17 protein-coding genes, 1 tRNA gene and 1 pseudogene are annotated in these 14580 nt (G+C 64.0%); 9 read left to right on the forward strand and 10 right to left on the reverse strand.

All coding sequences use genetic code 11. From position 1 onward, the window contains the following. Positions 1-42: 42 nt before the first annotated feature. The 3 genes from CK220_RS13825 to CK220_RS13835 all read right to left on the reverse strand — a co-directional run bounded on the left by CK220_RS13825 (position 43) and on the right by CK220_RS13835 (position 1952). Positions 43-975 carry a 3-keto-5-aminohexanoate cleavage protein gene (locus CK220_RS13825; RefSeq protein ID WP_095812058.1) on the reverse strand — a complete coding sequence of 311 codons (933 nt, stop codon included), beginning with the start codon at positions 973-975 and terminating at the stop codon, positions 43-45. Positions 976-1061: 86 nt separating this feature from the next. Continuing rightward, the gene (locus CK220_RS13830) at positions 1062-1244 is read right to left on the reverse strand and encodes a hypothetical protein (RefSeq protein WP_245429167.1); all 183 of its coding nucleotides are present in this window, start codon (positions 1242-1244) and stop codon (positions 1062-1064) included. A 63-nt stretch (positions 1245-1307) separates the two neighbouring features. Continuing rightward, positions 1308-1952: an FMN-dependent NADH-azoreductase gene (locus tag CK220_RS13835; RefSeq protein WP_095812059.1), complete on the reverse strand. Its 645-nt coding sequence runs from the start codon at positions 1950-1952 to the stop codon at positions 1308-1310. 111 nt (positions 1953-2063) lie between these two features. Here CK220_RS13835 and CK220_RS13840 point away from each other — a divergent pair, with 111 nt between their 5' ends. After that, the gene (locus CK220_RS13840; RefSeq protein ID WP_095812218.1) at positions 2064-3011 is read left to right on the forward strand and encodes a LysR family transcriptional regulator; all 948 of its coding nucleotides are present in this window, start codon (positions 2064-2066) and stop codon (positions 3009-3011) included. Here the strand turns inward: CK220_RS13840 and CK220_RS13845 are convergent. Then, positions 2953-3579, reverse strand: coding sequence for a TetR/AcrR family transcriptional regulator (locus tag CK220_RS13845; protein WP_095812060.1), 627 nt, complete (start codon positions 3577-3579; stop codon positions 2953-2955). The genes CK220_RS13840 and CK220_RS13845 overlap by 59 nt on opposite strands. A 66-nt stretch (positions 3580-3645) precedes the next feature. Here CK220_RS13845 and CK220_RS13850 point away from each other — a divergent pair, with 66 nt between their 5' ends. After that, positions 3646-4071, forward strand: coding sequence for a VOC family protein (locus CK220_RS13850; RefSeq protein WP_095812217.1), 426 nt, complete (start codon positions 3646-3648; stop codon positions 4069-4071). Positions 4072-4086: 15 nt separating this feature from the next. Here the strand turns inward: CK220_RS13850 and CK220_RS13855 are convergent, their stop codons facing one another. Then, a complete protein-coding gene (locus CK220_RS13855) occupies positions 4087-5034 on the reverse strand; it encodes a trypsin-like peptidase domain-containing protein (RefSeq protein WP_095812061.1) in 948 nt (315 codons plus the stop codon). Between the two features lie 171 nt (positions 5035-5205). On the opposite strand from CK220_RS13855, the gene CK220_RS13860 reads away from it, so the two are divergent. The 3 genes from CK220_RS13860 (at position 5206) to CK220_RS13870 (ending at position 7707) form a co-directional block, all read left to right on the forward strand. Then, a complete protein-coding gene (locus CK220_RS13860; RefSeq protein ID WP_095812219.1) occupies positions 5206-6081 on the forward strand; it encodes a S1C family serine protease in 876 nt (291 codons plus the stop codon). Positions 6082-6089: 8 nt separating this feature from the next. After that, a complete protein-coding gene (locus CK220_RS13865; protein WP_095812062.1) occupies positions 6090-6737 on the forward strand; it encodes a LuxR C-terminal-related transcriptional regulator in 648 nt (215 codons plus the stop codon). Positions 6738-6840: 103 nt separating this feature from the next. Continuing rightward, positions 6841-7707 carry an NAD(P)-dependent oxidoreductase gene (locus tag CK220_RS13870; protein ID WP_095812063.1) on the forward strand — a complete coding sequence of 289 codons (867 nt, stop codon included), beginning with the start codon at positions 6841-6843 and terminating at the stop codon, positions 7705-7707. Between the two features lie 15 nt (positions 7708-7722). Here the strand turns inward: CK220_RS13870 and CK220_RS31915 are convergent, their stop codons facing one another. Continuing rightward, positions 7723-7866, reverse strand: coding sequence for a hypothetical protein (locus CK220_RS31915; protein WP_176479077.1), 144 nt, complete (start codon positions 7864-7866; stop codon positions 7723-7725). A gap of 356 nt (positions 7867-8222) precedes the next feature. Continuing rightward, positions 8223-10472: an OmpA family protein gene (locus CK220_RS13875; protein WP_095812064.1), complete on the reverse strand. Its 2250-nt coding sequence runs from the start codon at positions 10470-10472 to the stop codon at positions 8223-8225. Between the two features lie 195 nt (positions 10473-10667). Between CK220_RS13875 and CK220_RS13880 the strand changes: the two genes are divergently transcribed. After that, a complete protein-coding gene (locus tag CK220_RS13880; protein ID WP_095812065.1) occupies positions 10668-11114 on the forward strand; it encodes a YcgN family cysteine cluster protein in 447 nt (148 codons plus the stop codon). Between the two features lie 329 nt (positions 11115-11443). Further along, entirely contained in the window at positions 11444-11791 is a 348-nt protein-coding gene (locus CK220_RS13885) for a hypothetical protein (protein ID WP_095812066.1), read from the forward strand. Between the two features lie 205 nt (positions 11792-11996). Here the strand turns inward: CK220_RS13885 and CK220_RS13890 are convergent, their stop codons facing one another. Next, entirely contained in the window at positions 11997-12707 is a 711-nt protein-coding gene (locus tag CK220_RS13890; RefSeq protein WP_095812067.1) for an SIMPL domain-containing protein, read from the reverse strand. Here CK220_RS13890 and CK220_RS31425 point away from each other — a divergent pair. Both CK220_RS31425 and CK220_RS13895 read left to right on the forward strand, forming a co-directional pair. Next, positions 12696-12929, forward strand: coding sequence for a hypothetical protein (locus tag CK220_RS31425; protein ID WP_141245138.1), 234 nt, complete (start codon positions 12696-12698; stop codon positions 12927-12929). The genes CK220_RS13890 and CK220_RS31425 overlap by 12 nt on opposite strands. 13 nt (positions 12930-12942) lie before the next feature. Further along, a tRNA-Ile gene (locus tag CK220_RS13895) sits at positions 12943-13018 on the forward strand. A gap of 143 nt (positions 13019-13161) precedes the next feature. Here the strand turns inward: CK220_RS13895 and CK220_RS32920 are convergent. Both CK220_RS32920 and CK220_RS13905 read right to left on the reverse strand, forming a co-directional pair. After that, positions 13162-14202, reverse strand: a pseudogene (locus CK220_RS32920) (tyrosine-type recombinase/integrase); the annotation flags it as partial. 12 nt (positions 14203-14214) lie between these two features. Beyond that, positions 14215-14493, reverse strand: a complete 279-nt coding sequence (locus tag CK220_RS13905) for a hypothetical protein (protein WP_245429168.1) — start codon at positions 14491-14493, stop codon at positions 14215-14217. Positions 14494-14580: the final 87 nt, after the last annotated feature.

The raw sequence follows: 14580 nt of genomic DNA on the forward strand, positions 1-14580 counted from the left end.
CGAGCGAAAAACGCTATCGGATCACGGCATTTACTTGCCCGATCAGAACGCGACCTTGTCGCCGCCCTTGAGCTGCAGGATCTGTCGCGCCTCGTCGGGCGTGGCAATCGAGGCGCCGAGGCCCTCGATGATCTGGCGCACCTTTGTCACTTGTTCGGCGCTGGAGCGGGCAAGCTTACCCTTGCCGATCCAAAGCGAGTCCTCCAGGCCGACCCGCACATTGCCGCCCAGCGCGATCGCCTGCGTGGCGATCGGCAGTTGGTGGCGGCCGGCACCCAGCACCGACCAGTGATAATCGTCGCCGAACATGCGGTCGGCCGTGCGCTTCATATGGGCGACATCTTCCGGATGCGTGCCGATGCCGCCGAGGATGCCGAACACGCTCTGGACGAAGAACGGCGCCTTCACCAGCCCGCGCTCGACGAAATGCGCCAGGGTATAGAGATGGCCGATGTCGTAGCACTCGATCTCGAAGCGCGTGCCGTTGTCGGCGCAGGTGCGCAATATGTGCTCGATATCACCAAAAGTGTTGCGGAAGATCCGGTCGCGCGACGATTCGAGATAGGGCTGCTCCCACTCGTGCTGGAAGGTCTTGAAGCGCTCCAGCATCGGAAACAGCGCAAAGTTCATGGAGCCCATGTTGAGCGAGGCGACCTCGGGCGCGAAGACCTTCGCGGGCCTGACGCGTTCCTCCACGCTCATCGTCGCGGCGCCGCCGGTGGTTATGTTGACGACGCAGTTGGAGCGCTGCTTGATGACCTGCAGGAAAGGGGCGAATGCTTCCGTCGACTGGTCGGGGCGTCCGTCGACCGGATTGCGGGCATGAAGGTGGACGATCGCGGCACCCGCCTCGGCCGCCTCGATAGCGGCGGTCGCGATCTCTTGCGCCGTCACCGGCAGATGCGGCGACATTGATGGGGTATGGATCGAGCCTGTGACCGCGCAGGTGATGATGATCTTGTTCTGGTTCGCCACTTTGATCCCTGACTTCGCTAATTGACCGCGCCTATTTGACCGCTCCCTGCGCGATGCCGGAAATGAACTGCTTCGACAGCAGGACGTTAGAGCAGGGTAATCGGCAACGCCGCCAGTGTCAGCCCGATGAACAGCACCCACCGTCGGTGGTGAATTCGCCGATAGACACCGCCAGCCTCCTGCGGCAGTGTCTTCAAATTGCCGGAAGTGATCAGCACCAGCGGGAAGAAACAGTCGTTCCAGATCGGCACGGCTCGACGAACATGCAAAGGCAGGCACCGATCGGCGCCTGCCTTTTCATTCTCAGGGCCTTTTCATTCTCAGGGCAATGGTTAGGCGGCCACGGCGATCCCGTGCGCGTTCGCAGCCGCGGCAGCGATCGCATCCACCTTGGCGGTCGCCTTGGCAAGCGCGGCGGTGACCGCGTCGGCTCCCATGCCGACACCTTCGACACGGATCACTTCGACGTCCGTCATGCCCAGGAAGGCAAGCACGCCGCGCAGGTAGGGGATGGCGTGATCCATCTGCGCCGCGGCACCCTCGGAATAGATGCCGCCCGAAGCAAGCACGATATAGACCTTCTTGCCGGCGACCAGGCCCTTCGGGCCGTTCTCACCATAAGCAAAAGTCCTGCCCGAGCGGGCGACGTGGTCGATCCACGACTTCAGCGTCGAAGAAATGTTGAAATTGATGAAACCGGTGGCGAGGATGATCGTGTCGGCCGCGAACAGCTCGTCGAGCACGGCATCTGACACGCCGACCACCTCGGCCTGACGCGGGCTGCGCGCCTCGGCGGGGGTGTAGATGCCGGTGGCGTAGTCAGGATCGATATGCGGCAGCGGATCGGCGACCAAATCGCGCACGACAAGTGTGTTGGACGGACCGGCGGCAACCAGCTTCTGAGCAAGATCGGTGGCGACGCGGGTCGAGTGCGAGGCGGCGCCGCGCGGGCTGGAGGTAACAAGCAGTATGGACATGGCGGTGTCCCCTTTGGGTTGGATTGAACTTTCCCGACCAATATGGGACTACCGCTCCATCTGGAAAACGCGTATAATTTGCATAGTTCCCATCGAGAATGTGGATTGATCATGCAGCCAAATCCGACGCTCGACCAATTGCAGATCCTGGTGGCGGTGGCCGACACCGGCAGCTTCTCGGCCGCGGGGCGCAAGCTAAACAGGGCGCAATCGGTGGTGAGCTACGGCATTGCCAATCTCGAAGCGCAACTGGGCCTGAAACTGTTCGAGCGCGAAGGCCTGCGCGAGCCGCAGCTGACCGATGTCGGCAAGGCCGTGCTGGAGGACGCGCGGCGCATGATCGGCGTGCTGCAACGCATCCGCTCGCGCGCCGACGGCTATAGGCAGGGGCTGGAGGCGGAAGTGAGCGTGTCGGTCGACGTGGCGCTGGCTTCGCCAGCGCTGGTGCGGGTGCTCAAGGCCTTCGAGGCCCAGTTCCCGGCGGTGATGCTGCGGCTTTACATCGGTTCGCTCGGCCTGATCGTCGATCAGGTCGTCAACGGTCAGTCGGACCTCGGCTTTGGCGGCCTGCAAGGCGATGCGGACGTCAATCTGCTGCGCATCGGCTTCATCTCGCTGGTGCCGGCTGCCGCCCCCGACCATCCGCTGGCGCAACTGCCGAAGCCAATTGCGATCGAAGACCTGCGCGACCACATCCAGCTTGTCGTCTCCGACCAGTCGGAGCGGACACGGGGCCGCGACTATGGCGTGTTTGCCTATCGCACCTGGCGGCTGACGGATGTGCGCACCAAGCACGCCCTGATGCGTGAGGGTCTCGGCTGGGGCGGCCTGCCGCGCTGGCTGATTGCCGACGACATCGCCAGCGGGCGGCTGGTCGAGCTCGATCTCGAGCCTTATCGCGAGGTGCGTGCGCCGATGTACGCGATACACCGCAACGACCGGAGCCCTAAGCCGGCGGCGTCGTGGCTCATCGACGAGTTCAAGCGGCAGCTCGGCTGCTTCAACGAGCTGGAGCCGGGCGTTTGGACGGAGGAGGGGCCGGAGACAAGCCGTCCATGAGCGCGACCAGCACGGCGCGATAATCCTCGCCCGATGCGCCGGCTTCGATGGCCAAAGCCGCGCGATCGAAGGCGGCGGCCAGCACGGCGGTCAGCGCCTCGGCCGGCAGCTTGACCATCGAGCGCGCGCGCATGGCCGCGACCAAGCCTACGCGCAGCGAGCGGTTGCCGTGACGGTTGTCGATGTCGTCCATCGCCGCGCGGCCAAGCACGGCCGGTCCATCGAGCAGCAAAAGCCGCGTGCGGCCGGGCGCGCGCATCGCCGCGAGATAGGCGTCGGAGCCGGAGATCAAGGCATCGCGAGCCGAGAGCGAGGCCGGCGAGGCGCGGTCGATCTCCGCTGCGACGGTCGCTGCCTCCTGTTCGACGACTGCGGCGAACAACGCCTGCTTGTCGGCAAAGTGATGATAGAGCGCCCCGCGCGTTACGCCGGCGGCGGCCACGATCTCCGGCGTTCCGGTTTCCGCATAGGATTTTTGCGTGAACAATTCTCGCGCCGCGCGGATCAGATCGGCGCGCGTCGCCTCGGTGCGGTCGCGGTTGGAGCGGCGTGCAGACTCTTGTTGCATACATACAGCCTGTATGTTATTTGCACTTGCATACAGACTGTATGTTGGATGGCAGGAGAAAGAAAGATGAAGACGACCCGCTATTATCCGGTGCTGATGACCGGCGATGTCGCCGCCACGGCGGCCTTTTATGTCCAGCACTTCCGCTTCAAGGCGCTGTTCGACAGCGACTGGTACGTCCATCTGCAGTCGGCCGAGGATCGCCGCGTCAATCTCGGCATCGTCTCCGGCGACCATGAGACGATCCCCGAGGAGGGCCGGGGACGCACGTCCGGCCTGCTGATCAATTTCGAGGTTCGCGATCCCGACGCCGTCTATGAGCGCATGGTCGCCGCCGGCCTGCCGATCCTGCGAACCTTGCGTGACGAACCCTTCGGCCAGCGCCATTTCATCACCAGGGATCCCAACGGCGTGCTGATCGACGTGATCAAGCCTATTCCGCCGAGCGAAGAATTCCTGGCGCAATACGCCGAAGGTGCGGCCGGGAGCTAGGCCGGAAAGCGGGTCTCAGTTCGTCCGCGCCACCGGCGTCACGGCGACCTGGCTGACGCCGGTGCGGCGCACGACGGTGCAGAGCGTCTCGCGGCCGATACGTTCGGCGTCGAGCATGCGCACGAGATCATCGACGCCGGTGACCGGTCGGCCGTCTATGGCGGCGATGATGTCGCCCTCCTTCAGGCCAGCCCTCGCGGCGGGGCCGTTCTTCTCGACGCTGCGCAGGCGCACGGCTGTGTTGGTAGTGACCTGCGAGAGAAGTGCGGCACGGCGCGGCAGGTTGGTCGTATCGGCAGAGACGCCAATGAAGGCGCGGCGCACCCGGCCGAAGCGGATGATCTCGGAAATGACGAAATTGGCGGTGTTGGACGCGACCGCGAAGGCGATGCCTTGCGCGCCGTGGATCATGGCGGTGTTGACGCCGATGACTTCGCCCGCCGACGACACCAGCGGTCCGCCGGAATTGCCGGGGTTGAGCGCGGCATCGGTCTGGATGACGTCGTCGATCAGCCTGCCGGTCGAGGCGCGCATCGAGCGGCCGAGCGCCGAGACGACGCCGGCGGTGACGGTCCATTCGAAGCCGAGCGGATTGCCGATGGCGATCGCGATCTGGCCGCGCCTGAGGCGCTTGGAATCGCCGAGAGGGGCGACGTCGGCGAAGCTGCCGTTGGCGCGCACCAGCGCGATGTCGGTGTCGGGATCGCGGCCAAGCACGCGCCCCTCGCGCGAAGCGCCATCCGGCATCGTGACGCGAACGCCGCGCGCGTCGCCGACGACGTGGAAGTTGGTGACGACCAGCCCGTCCTGAGCGATCACGAAGCCCGAGCCATGGCCGCCGGCACCAATGCGCTCGATGCGGCACACGGCCGGTCCGATTCGGTCGACGGCGTCGGCGACCGTCGCAGAGTAGGAGTCGAGCAAGGCATCATCGGATTGGAGTTTTTCGGCGGCAAAGGCCATGGGTGGGGCTCCCGTGTGATCTGGCGCAAACGATGCCTATATGTGCGGAGCGGCAGCAATTGCCGCGACCTGACCACATGGCCAGTCAGGCACTCGACTAGCCGTCAGGCGAGTACCCGCGGCGGCGCCATGGAGCGATATCTGGGTCACGGAACCCAGGAGATCATCGATATGAGCAACTTCAACCTCAGTGGCTTTTCCGATGCCGTTGCCGATGTCGCGGCGGCCGCCGCGCCGGCGCTGGCAAGCTTCGCTACGCATCACCACAGCACCGCGAGCGCCTTCCACTGGCGCGACGGCTTCTTTGTCACCGCTGAGGAAGCGGTCGAAGCCGGAGAGGAGATCGAGCTGACGCTGGCCTCGGGCGAAACTGTGAAAGCCGAGCTTGCCGGCCGCGATCCTTCGACGGGCGTTGCCCTCTTGAAGCCGGCTTCCGCCGCCGCCGGTCTGCCGCAACTGGCCGAGGCCGCTGCCGTGCGCCCCGGCAATGTGGCGATCGCCGTCGGCAATAGCGAAGGGGCAGCACTCGCCGTCTTTGGCACGGTCGGCGAGGTCGGGCCCGCCTGGCGCTCGATGCGCGGAGGCGCCATCGACCGGCGCATCAACCTGGCCATCAATACCGGCGGCCGCTTCGAGGGCGGTCCGGTGCTCGATGCCAAGGCCGGCCTGATCGGCATGCTCTTGTTTGGGCCGCGCCGGCGAGCGCTGGTCATGCCTTACGAGACGATCGAGCGGGCGGTCGCGACGCTGCGCGAGAAGGGACATGTCGCGCGCGGCTATCTCGGTGCCGGGCTGCACCCTATCCGCAACAGCGACACCCACGGCGCCATGGTGATGAGTCTCGACGACAGCGGTCCGGCGAAAGCCGCCGGCCTGCATGTCGGCGACATCATCGTCGCCTGGAATGGCGAAGCGGTGCATGGGCCGCGCGAACTGATCCGCAAGCTCGGGCCGGACAGCGCCGGCACGACCGTGACGCTCGGCATCTTGAGCGGCGGCGCTGAGCGCGACGTTTCGATCACCATCGGCGAAAAGCCGTTGAGCTGAGAGGGCCGATGGCAAGCAGCGCGGTACAAACGATTGCTCGACCGCAGCCGGCAAGCAACCGGCTGACGGTGCTGATCGCGCTCGGCGATGCGGCGCGCGCCGAGCAACTGGTCGACTCGCTTGCGGCGAGCGAGGATCTGCTGCCGATCCTCGCCGGGAGCGGCATGGGGCAAACGGCGGATGTCGCCTTGGTCGATGAGGCTGCTTGGGAAAGCCGGGCCGTGAGCCCGGCAACGCCATGTGTGCTGCTCTCGCGGCGCGCCGGCCACGAACGGTCGGCCGGCAATGTGCTTGCGACGCTGCCGGCGTCCGCCGACGGCCTGCTGATTGCCGCCGCCTTGCGCTTGGCGGCGTTCGGCTATCGCATCAGCCGCGCAGGACCGTCAGAGCTCGTCGCACATGGCGATTTCCATGGCGAACTGTCCGAAGGCGAGGCGCCCGACGACAACCAGCCCCCCGCTGCGTTGTCGCCGCGCGAGGCTGAAGTGCTGGCGCTGCTGGCGGAAGGCGCGCCCAACAAGGTGATCGCCCGGCGGCTCAACATCTCCGTCCACACCGCGAAATTCCACGTCGCCGCGATCCTGATCAAGCTCGGCGCCGCCAATCGCACCGATGCGATCGCCATCGCCATGCGGCAAGGGCTGGTGCTGGTCTAGAGCCTTTCAGCACGACGCTGCGTAACCTCGGACCGGTGCGTTGGGCCTTGCGTCACGGCTGTCTGCCGCGCAAGTTGCCCCCTGTTGCAGAGGGAGCCGAGAAATGTCGCTCAAGGGAAAGACGCTGTTCATCTCGGGCGGATCGCGCGGCATTGGGCTGGCGATCGCGCTGCGCGCGGCCCGCGACGGCGCCAATGTGACGATTGCGGCCAAGACCGCCGAGCCGCATCCCAAGCTGCCGGGCACGATCTACAGCGCGGCCGAAGAGATCGAGCAGGCCGGCGGCAAGGCGCTGCCGGTGCTTTGCGACATCCGCGACGAGGCTCAGGTCGGCGAAGCAGTGGCAAAGACCGTCGAGCGGTTCGGCGGTATCGACATCTGCGTCAACAATGCCAGCGCCATCCAACTTACCGGCACGCTGGAGACCGACATGAAGCGCTACGATCTGATGCACCAGATCAACACGCGCGGCACGTTCCTGGTGTCCAAAATGTGCATTCCTCACCTGAAGTTGGCAAAGAATCCTCACATCCTGAATCTGGCGCCGCCGCTCGACATGAAGGCGAAATGGTTCAAGAACCACGTCGCCTACACGATGGCCAAGTTCGGCATGTCGATGTGCACGCTCGGCATGAGCGCCGAGTTCGCCAAAGACGGCATCGCCGTCAATTCGTTGTGGCCGATCTCGACCATCGACACGGCCGCCGTACGCAATCTCCTTGGTGGCGCAACGGTGGCGGCAATGAGCCGCTCGCCCGACATCATGGCCGATGCCGCCCGCGCGATCTTCCTGCGGCCGTCGCGCGAGGCGACCGGCAATTTCTACATCGACGAAGAGGTGCTGCGGGCCGAGGGCGTCGCGGACTTTTCGGTCTATGCGCCAGGCGCGGCGGATCAGCTTGCCGGCGATTTTTTCGTGCCGGACGAAGTGTTCGCCAGCTCGCAGACGAAGGTCAAAAGGATCTACTGACGGTCCCCCGGCCGCTTATTCCGCCGCGGCCTTCTTGCCTTTCGCCAGCGCCATCACCCGGTCGATATAGGCAAGCATCAGCGCCGAAAGCACAAAGGCCAATGCATCACGGTCAGCCACATGAGCTGCGCCGTCGATGGCGAGTTCGAGACGCTTCATGAGATGTTTCCGGGGCGGTTTCGCTCTGATTTAGGCAATTCCGGACGGAAAACCGCTGCGCATTTTCCTGGAATTGCTCTGTGGGGTTCGGCCGTATCTCGGGCAGCCGGGCTTACTTTTCAAGATAAAAGCCCCGCCGGAGAGGGGCGCCGGCGGGGCTCATGTGTCCCGCTGGAGTCGGGACAGGGCAGGGAACGCCCTGACCGGAATCTGGGTGCCGCAATGCGGCGATTCAATGAGCGCGGCGGGATAAGCGGGACAATTCTTCTTGATTTTTCAAGAGAAAGGGCCCGTCCGGATCCGGACGGGCCCAATCTTGTCGCGCTGATTCCGAAAATCGGCTCAGGATCTTGAAATCATTGCTCGCTGTTGCTCGCCACCGGCGCCACCAGCGAGGTGATGCGGCGGATGGCGACACGACGGTTCTCGCGGTTCGGGCCGGACGTATTCACCTTGAGATATTCCTCGCCATAGCCCTGTGTCGTGAGGTTCTCGGCCGCGATGCCGAAAGCGTTGGTCAACGCCTCGGCGACCGCCTCGGCACGCCGATCCGACAGTGCGAGGTTCGCGTCAGGCGTACCGACGGCGTCGGTATGGCCCTCGATCAGGAAGGTCTCGGCCGGGTTCTTCTTCAGAAGTTTTTCCATGGCGGTGGCCACGCCTTCGAGCTTCTGCACTTCGGTGTCGGAAAGAGTCGCCGAGCCGAAATCGAAGTTCAACGTGTCGAGGTCGATACGACGGGCGATGTCGCGCACGCGGGCCGAGCGCTTGACCTCGTCGATCGAGTAGAGGCGCTGCACCCTTTCCACCGGCGGCTGCTCGAGGAAGGTGTAATACTCGTCCGGATCCTCGACTTCCTCCGAATCCAGGATGTAGTCCCGACGCGATATGTCGAGACGCATCGGCGGCAGGTCGTCGCCCGGATCGCGCCAGTCGTCGACATCCTGGTAATAGCGCTCGTCGACATAGCTCAGCACATATTCGCGCCCGTCAGGCGTGATGCGCGAACGCTGGACGACGTCGCCATTGCGGTTGCGGATGGTGACGATCTTGACGCCATTCTCGCGCTCCACGGTCTCCCGGGTGCGGCCACGCGGCAGATCCTCGTAATAGACATCCCTGGCGCCACGGGTGATGCGAGGAGCCTCGTTGCTTTCCACGAAAGTCTGGTTGTTGAACTGGAGGATCACGCGGTCGCCGAACTGCTTCACCACATCTGCGCCCTGCGGCCGGCGGCGCTCGCGGACCACCTGCTCGGGCGTAAGCTCGATCCGCTTGCCCTTTTCCTCGGTGACCGGAACAAGCTTCTCAGGCTTGATCGCCTGCTGGGCGGCCTTGTCGTCGGTGGGCGGCGGGCCCTGATCGACCGCGGCAGGCCGCTGCGCCCGCTGGCCTGTCTGCTGTTCGGCCTGATTGCCGCCCTGCTGTCCAGCCTGGTTGCCGCCTTGCTCGACGCCGGCCTGGCCATTCTCGTTCTGGCCGGCCGGCTGGCGGCCCTTGCGCTTGCGAACGACATCCTTCTGGCTGTCGAGGATGGGAGCCTCGTTCGCGTTGGCAGGGGCCTCGCCCTGTGCGGCAGCGCCGGCGTTCGCGCCGCCTTCAGCCGGCTGCTCACCGGTAGCGGGCTGGGTCGTTGCCTGGCCTTCGCTGGAGGGCTGCTTGGTCGAAGGTTGCTCTCCCGTAACCGCCTGACCGGTGCCGGGCTGCTCGCCGACCTTTCTGCGCTTCGTGGTTTTGTCCAGAGGCTGTTCGCCTTCGGCCGGTGCTGCTTGCTGATTGTTCTGCTGTGGCTCGGCCTGCTGCGCTTCGCCGGCAGGGGCTTCGGTCTTCGGCGCCTGCTCGGTCGGGGCGGTCTCGGTTTGCTGCTGATTCTGCTTCTTCCTGCGTAGCTTGTCCTGCGGCGTGTTGTCGTTGGCGGGCGCCGCCTGTTCGGCAGGCTGCTCGGCCGGTGCGGTCTCGGTTTGCTGCTGCTGGCGCTTCTTCCTGCGCGGCTGCTGTTCGTCGCTCGCGGGCGCAGCCTGTTCGGCGGGCTGCTCTGCCGGCGCGGTTTCGGTTTGCTGCTGCTGGCGCTTCTTCCTGCGCGGCTGCTGTTCGTCGCTCGCGGGCGCGGCCTGTTCTGCAGGCTGCTCTGCCGGCGCGGTTTCGGTTTGCTGCTGTTGGCGCTTCTTCCTGCGCGGTTGCTGCTCGTCAGTCGTAGCGCCCTGATCGGCAGGGGCTGCCTCGATCTGCTGCTGTTGATCGCGTTTCTTGCGCGGTTTGAGCTGTTGCTCCGCCGGAGCCGCCTCCTCTGCCTGGCCGGACTGCTGCTGGTCCTGCCGCTTCCTGCGCGGCTTCTGCTCGGGCTCGGCGGACTGTTCGGCCGGCGCCGATTCCGTCTGCTGTTGCTGATCGCGCTTCTTTTTCCTCGGCTGCTCGGCTTGTCCCTGCTGGCCACCTTGCGCACATTCCTCGGCCGATTGGCCTTCGGCGCAGTTCGACTGCGCCAGGATAAACGGCGTCCCCCGCGAAGGGCCGAAATCGGCCTGCAGCGGATACGCGCCCAACGGCGCGGATGCCATAAGCAGGCCGATTGCCGTACCCGCCAGAATCCGTGGTTGGCGTTTCATATCGATTTTCTCCTACTGGGGTCCCATCCCTGCCCAAACTTTCAACAGCCTCAATTGGTTCCGCCGGGCATTGGTACCAGCCAAGGATGCCTGGCCGGCCTTTTGAAGGCAATTTCGTGTTTTTCTAATGTTGATACTGGGTCACTGTGACAGCAGTGCTTGACCGGCAGGTCCCGGAGGGCCAAATCCAGCCGCATGAATGCGCCATTCTGGAAAACCAAGACGCTTGAGGCCATGACCCCGTCCGAATGGGAATCACTCTGTGACGGCTGCGGCAAATGCTGCCTGTCCAAACTCGAGGACGAGGATACCGGCGAAATCTTTTGGACGAGCGTTGGCTGCCGGCTGTTCGACGCCGAAAAATGCCTTTGCTCGGATTATCCCAACCGGCTCTCGCGCGTCCCCGATTGCGTCGGGCTGACGCCGCAGAACGTGCGCACCATCACCTGGCTGCCCAAGACCTGCGCCTATCGGCTCATCGCCGAGGGTCACGATCTGTATTGGTGGCACAAGCTGGTTTCGGGAAGTGCCGAGACGGTGCATGACGCCGGGATTTCAATCCGCGGCCGGGTGAAGGCCAAGGAAACGGATCTCGCCGAGCCTGACGACTATTTTGATTATGTGCTTGATGACGAACCCTGAGGTCCGCATCTTGATGACGAACCCTGAGGTCCGCATCTTGATGACGAACCCTGAGGTCCGCATCTTGATGACGAACCCTGACGGGTCGCATCCTGATGACGAACCCTGACGGGTCGCATCTTGAACCTTGAGGGAACTGGGGCCGCGGTGACGCGTTCCCCGCGTCAGATTTGGAAGTGCATTGGGATGAGGGGTTTTGCCTTTCTTCCACATGAACCGGACATGAACGGCCGGTTCGCACAAAGTTCAGACACAAAAAGGCATTTTGTAATCATTGGTTCGCCAATCATCCGTTCAAGGGCGAGAGGCCCACAACAAGGAGAGAGACAATGTTCAACCAGATCAAGACGGCAGCCCTTTCGGCCCTTGTCGGGCTTGGCACGCTCGGCGCCATCCCGGCGCATGCCGACAGCCTCTATCTCGGCTTCGGCAACAATCACGATCCGCGCTTCGGCGTCTACACCGGCGATGACGATGGCTATCGCCGCGATCGCGACTGGCGCCGCCGCGGCTGCTCGCCGGACCGCGCGCTCGACAAGGCCGAGCGCATGGGCCTGCATCGCGTCCGCATCGTCGACATCAGCCGGCGGACGGTGAAGGTGGCCGGCCGTCAGTATGGCGACCGCGTGGTGGTGGTCTTCGCCAACGAGCGTGGCTGCCCGGTCATCTATCGCTGAGGCTTTTCTGAAGCCTGCGAGGACCGGCTTGGCGTGATCCTCTGCAGGATCAGCTGACCTTCGGTAGAAGGGTGACCCTCGCTCAGGGTCACCTGTGAGTAGTGGAGCCCCTTCGGCCAGTGCTGAAGCGCGGCTCAGATAAACCCCGGCGGATCAGTCCTCCGGGGTTTATGTTTTGTCCGGTTACCAAAAGCGGGCGGGCAGGCTATTTCAGCTCGAACGTGACGGTCACCTGGACGGTGTAGGAATTCTCGCCGGCCTGCACCGGCACGGCGGCGCGGGCGGCATCGAAAGCCTTGGCGTTCAGCGGAATCGGCGCCGGCGGGACGTTCTGGTCGGTGATCTCGATCACCTTGCCAAGGTTGACCCCGGCGGCCGCGGCGAGCGTCTTGGCCTTGGCGAGCGCGTCGGCAACCGCCTTCTTGCGCGCCTCGGTGATGGTGGCTTTCGGATCGTCATTGGTGAAGGCGATGCCGCCGCCTTGGTTGACCCCGAGCGACACCGCCTTGTCAAGGATGTCGCCGGTCTTGTCGACGTCGCGCACGCGCACCGACAGCGTGTTCGTCACCTGGTAGGCAACGAGTTCGGCTTCCTGGCTGCCGTCCGGCTTGTTGGTGTAATTGTAGCGCGGATTGATCTGGATGCCGGCTGTCTGCAGGTCGCGATCGGCGATGCCGGCCGATTTCATCGCCGCGATCACGGCCGCCATGGCATCATTGTTGGCATCGAGCGCGGCACGCGCGGTCTTTGCCTCGCGCATGACGCTGAGCGTCAGGATCGCCATGTCCGGCGCGACAGTCGCTTCGCCCTCGCCCGAGACGACAATGCGCGGAGGCGGCTGCGTGTCGGCGGCGCTTGCCAGCGCCGGGAACGCGATCGCGGCAGCGAGCGCGGCAGGCAAAAGATGTCTGGTCATGAAAACTCCTCGAGATCTGCGATCCGGTATCCCGCCATCTCTGCCCCGACTCGAAAAAAAGCATCTCGAAAAAAAGCATCGATTCCCGGCGTTGCGGGCAGCCCGGACCAGTTCACGCGCCCTATGGGCGCGCAGGCCGCTGTACGGACCGAATATGGGCTGATTTTGGCATTTGCCGCCAGTGCTTTCGAAAGCCTTGTGCCGGGCGGCGAAAAACACTAAGCCAGCCCGCGTGGGGCCTGTAGCTCAATGGTTAGAGCCGGCGGCTCATAACCGCTTGGTTGGGGGTTCGAGTCCCTCCGGGCCCACCATTATCGTTATTTATCAATGCTTTATAGGGCGGTTCGCCACGCGGTTCGCCAACAGGTTCGCCAAGCATCGGCTTGCGCGTGACCAGACGCACGACTCGATCCATCCCCTGCACCGCCAGCCGAACCTGCGATGCTTCGCGCGAATAGAGTTCGGCATGGTCGATGTCATCGTGTCCCAGCACGTCCATGAGCTGTCTGGTCGAGGCCTCTGCCTCGGCGAGATAAACGCCGAGCGACTTCCTCAGCCCGTGCAACGTCAGGCCCTTAGGCAGGCCGGCAAGCTTGCACCAATGCGCCATCATTCCAGTCAGTGACTTGGCGGAGAAAGGCTCACCATAGCCGTTGACCAGGACGGTCTCGCCACGCCTGTCGGCCGCATCCAGGATCTCGGACAGCATCGGTGTGACCGGCACAAAAAGCCGCTTGCCACCAGTTCGCCCCTTGTTCTTGGCCTGAACAATATCAAAGCCGTCGAAGTGACGCTCGACACCGTCGATGAAGACACGGCGCGTGACCCTCTGGTCCCAGCGCAGCCCCGCGACATCGCCGCGGCGATTGCCGAGCCAAAGTGCCAAGCCATAACAAGTGCGTGCCGCGGTACCGAGCTGCCAACGGTTTTCAAATTGCACCATGGCCTCACGCGACCATGCTTTCCAGCCGGCGTAGGCCGGTCGCCACTCGACCGCGGCCGTGGGGTCGATTTCGATCCAGTCTTGCCGCAGTGCGACATAGACCAGCTTGCGTATGCCCACCAATAGGTGTTTGGCCTTGTGGGGCGTGGCGATGAAGCGGCCTAGAAGCTCTTCAACATGGATGCGTCTAAGGTTCTTAACCGGCACATTCCGCCAGATGAGCGGGTGATCAGAGACCACCCGCAGTTCTAGAAACTCTTCGATGAGCCGCGTGTTCTTGTGCTTGCTGGCCTCGTCAAGCGCCAGCCACTTGACTGAGATCTTCAACCGTTGAAAGGCGGCTCCAAACGTGCCGGGCAGGGCAGCTCCGGGCATTTGGACGACAGGGGCCTTGGGAACTTTCCGGCCCTCGACCGCTGCTTGGTAAGCATCCTTGAAACCGGGTTGGTTTGGCGCCGGCAGACTGACAACACGCTCCTTCGTCCGATAGCGCCAGCGAAGTTTGCCGTGGCGATCGGTGTAGGAGGAAAGGCCAGGATATTTGTCGGTCATGGCAGAATGAATCTATTCCCTGCGATGGTTCCCTTGCAACAGGAAGTCGACGATATTCTCTTCATCATCTCCAGGTAGTTCGGTAAACGCTGCCTCGAGCTTCAAGCGATCCCAAACCACGCGGCCATCCACCTTTTTCGGCTTCGGCATACGGCGATCAGCAACCATCTGGTCAAATTTGGTGACGCCCACGCCAATATACCGGGCGGCTTGTTCGCGCGAGAGACCCCGAGGAGGATAGGAGAGGGAGTCGCTTTTCATGACCACGCCCACCTGCAGCGCCCGCGACATGCGGGTGGATTTCTGTGCAGCGACTAGGACCTAGATCGTGGCAGCAACCTTCGGAAGAGAGGTGAGTCGATCTGTGCGGTGAATTGC

It is taken from the genome of Mesorhizobium sp. WSM3860 (assembly GCF_002294995.1).
GTDB lineage: Bacteria > Pseudomonadota > Alphaproteobacteria > Rhizobiales > Rhizobiaceae > Mesorhizobium.

Excerpts from the sequence above, each read along its gene's own strand:
- CK220_RS13835 (WP_095812059.1), bottom strand. The coding sequence starts at position 1,952 with ATGTCCATACTGCTTGTTACCTCCAGCCCGCGCGGCGCCGCCTCGCAC.
- CK220_RS13840 (WP_095812218.1), top strand. The coding sequence starts at position 2,064 with ATGCAGCCAAATCCGACGCTCGACCAATTGCAGATCCTGGTGGCGGTG.
- CK220_RS13845 (WP_095812060.1), bottom strand. The coding sequence starts at position 3,579 with ATGCAACAAGAGTCTGCACGCCGCTCCAACCGCGACCGCACCGAGGCG.
- CK220_RS13850 (WP_095812217.1), top strand. The coding sequence starts at position 3,646 with ATGAAGACGACCCGCTATTATCCGGTGCTGATGACCGGCGATGTCGCC.
- CK220_RS13855 (WP_095812061.1), bottom strand. The coding sequence starts at position 5,034 with ATGGCCTTTGCCGCCGAAAAACTCCAATCCGATGATGCCTTGCTCGAC.
- CK220_RS13860 (WP_095812219.1), top strand. The coding sequence starts at position 5,206 with ATGAGCAACTTCAACCTCAGTGGCTTTTCCGATGCCGTTGCCGATGTC.
- CK220_RS13865 (WP_095812062.1), top strand. The coding sequence starts at position 6,090 with ATGGCAAGCAGCGCGGTACAAACGATTGCTCGACCGCAGCCGGCAAGC.
- CK220_RS13870 (WP_095812063.1), top strand. The coding sequence starts at position 6,841 with ATGTCGCTCAAGGGAAAGACGCTGTTCATCTCGGGCGGATCGCGCGGC.
- CK220_RS31915 (WP_176479077.1), bottom strand. The coding sequence starts at position 7,866 with ATGAAGCGTCTCGAACTCGCCATCGACGGCGCAGCTCATGTGGCTGAC.
- CK220_RS13875 (WP_095812064.1), bottom strand. The coding sequence starts at position 10,472 with ATGAAACGCCAACCACGGATTCTGGCGGGTACGGCAATCGGCCTGCTT.
- CK220_RS13880 (WP_095812065.1), top strand. The coding sequence starts at position 10,668 with ATGAATGCGCCATTCTGGAAAACCAAGACGCTTGAGGCCATGACCCCG.
- CK220_RS13885 (WP_095812066.1), top strand. The coding sequence starts at position 11,444 with ATGTTCAACCAGATCAAGACGGCAGCCCTTTCGGCCCTTGTCGGGCTT.
- CK220_RS31425 (WP_141245138.1), top strand. The coding sequence starts at position 12,696 with ATGTCTGGTCATGAAAACTCCTCGAGATCTGCGATCCGGTATCCCGCC.
- CK220_RS13890 (WP_095812067.1), bottom strand. The coding sequence starts at position 12,707 with ATGACCAGACATCTTTTGCCTGCCGCGCTCGCTGCCGCGATCGCGTTC.
- CK220_RS13905 (WP_245429168.1), bottom strand. The coding sequence starts at position 14,493 with ATGTCGCGGGCGCTGCAGGTGGGCGTGGTCATGAAAAGCGACTCCCTC.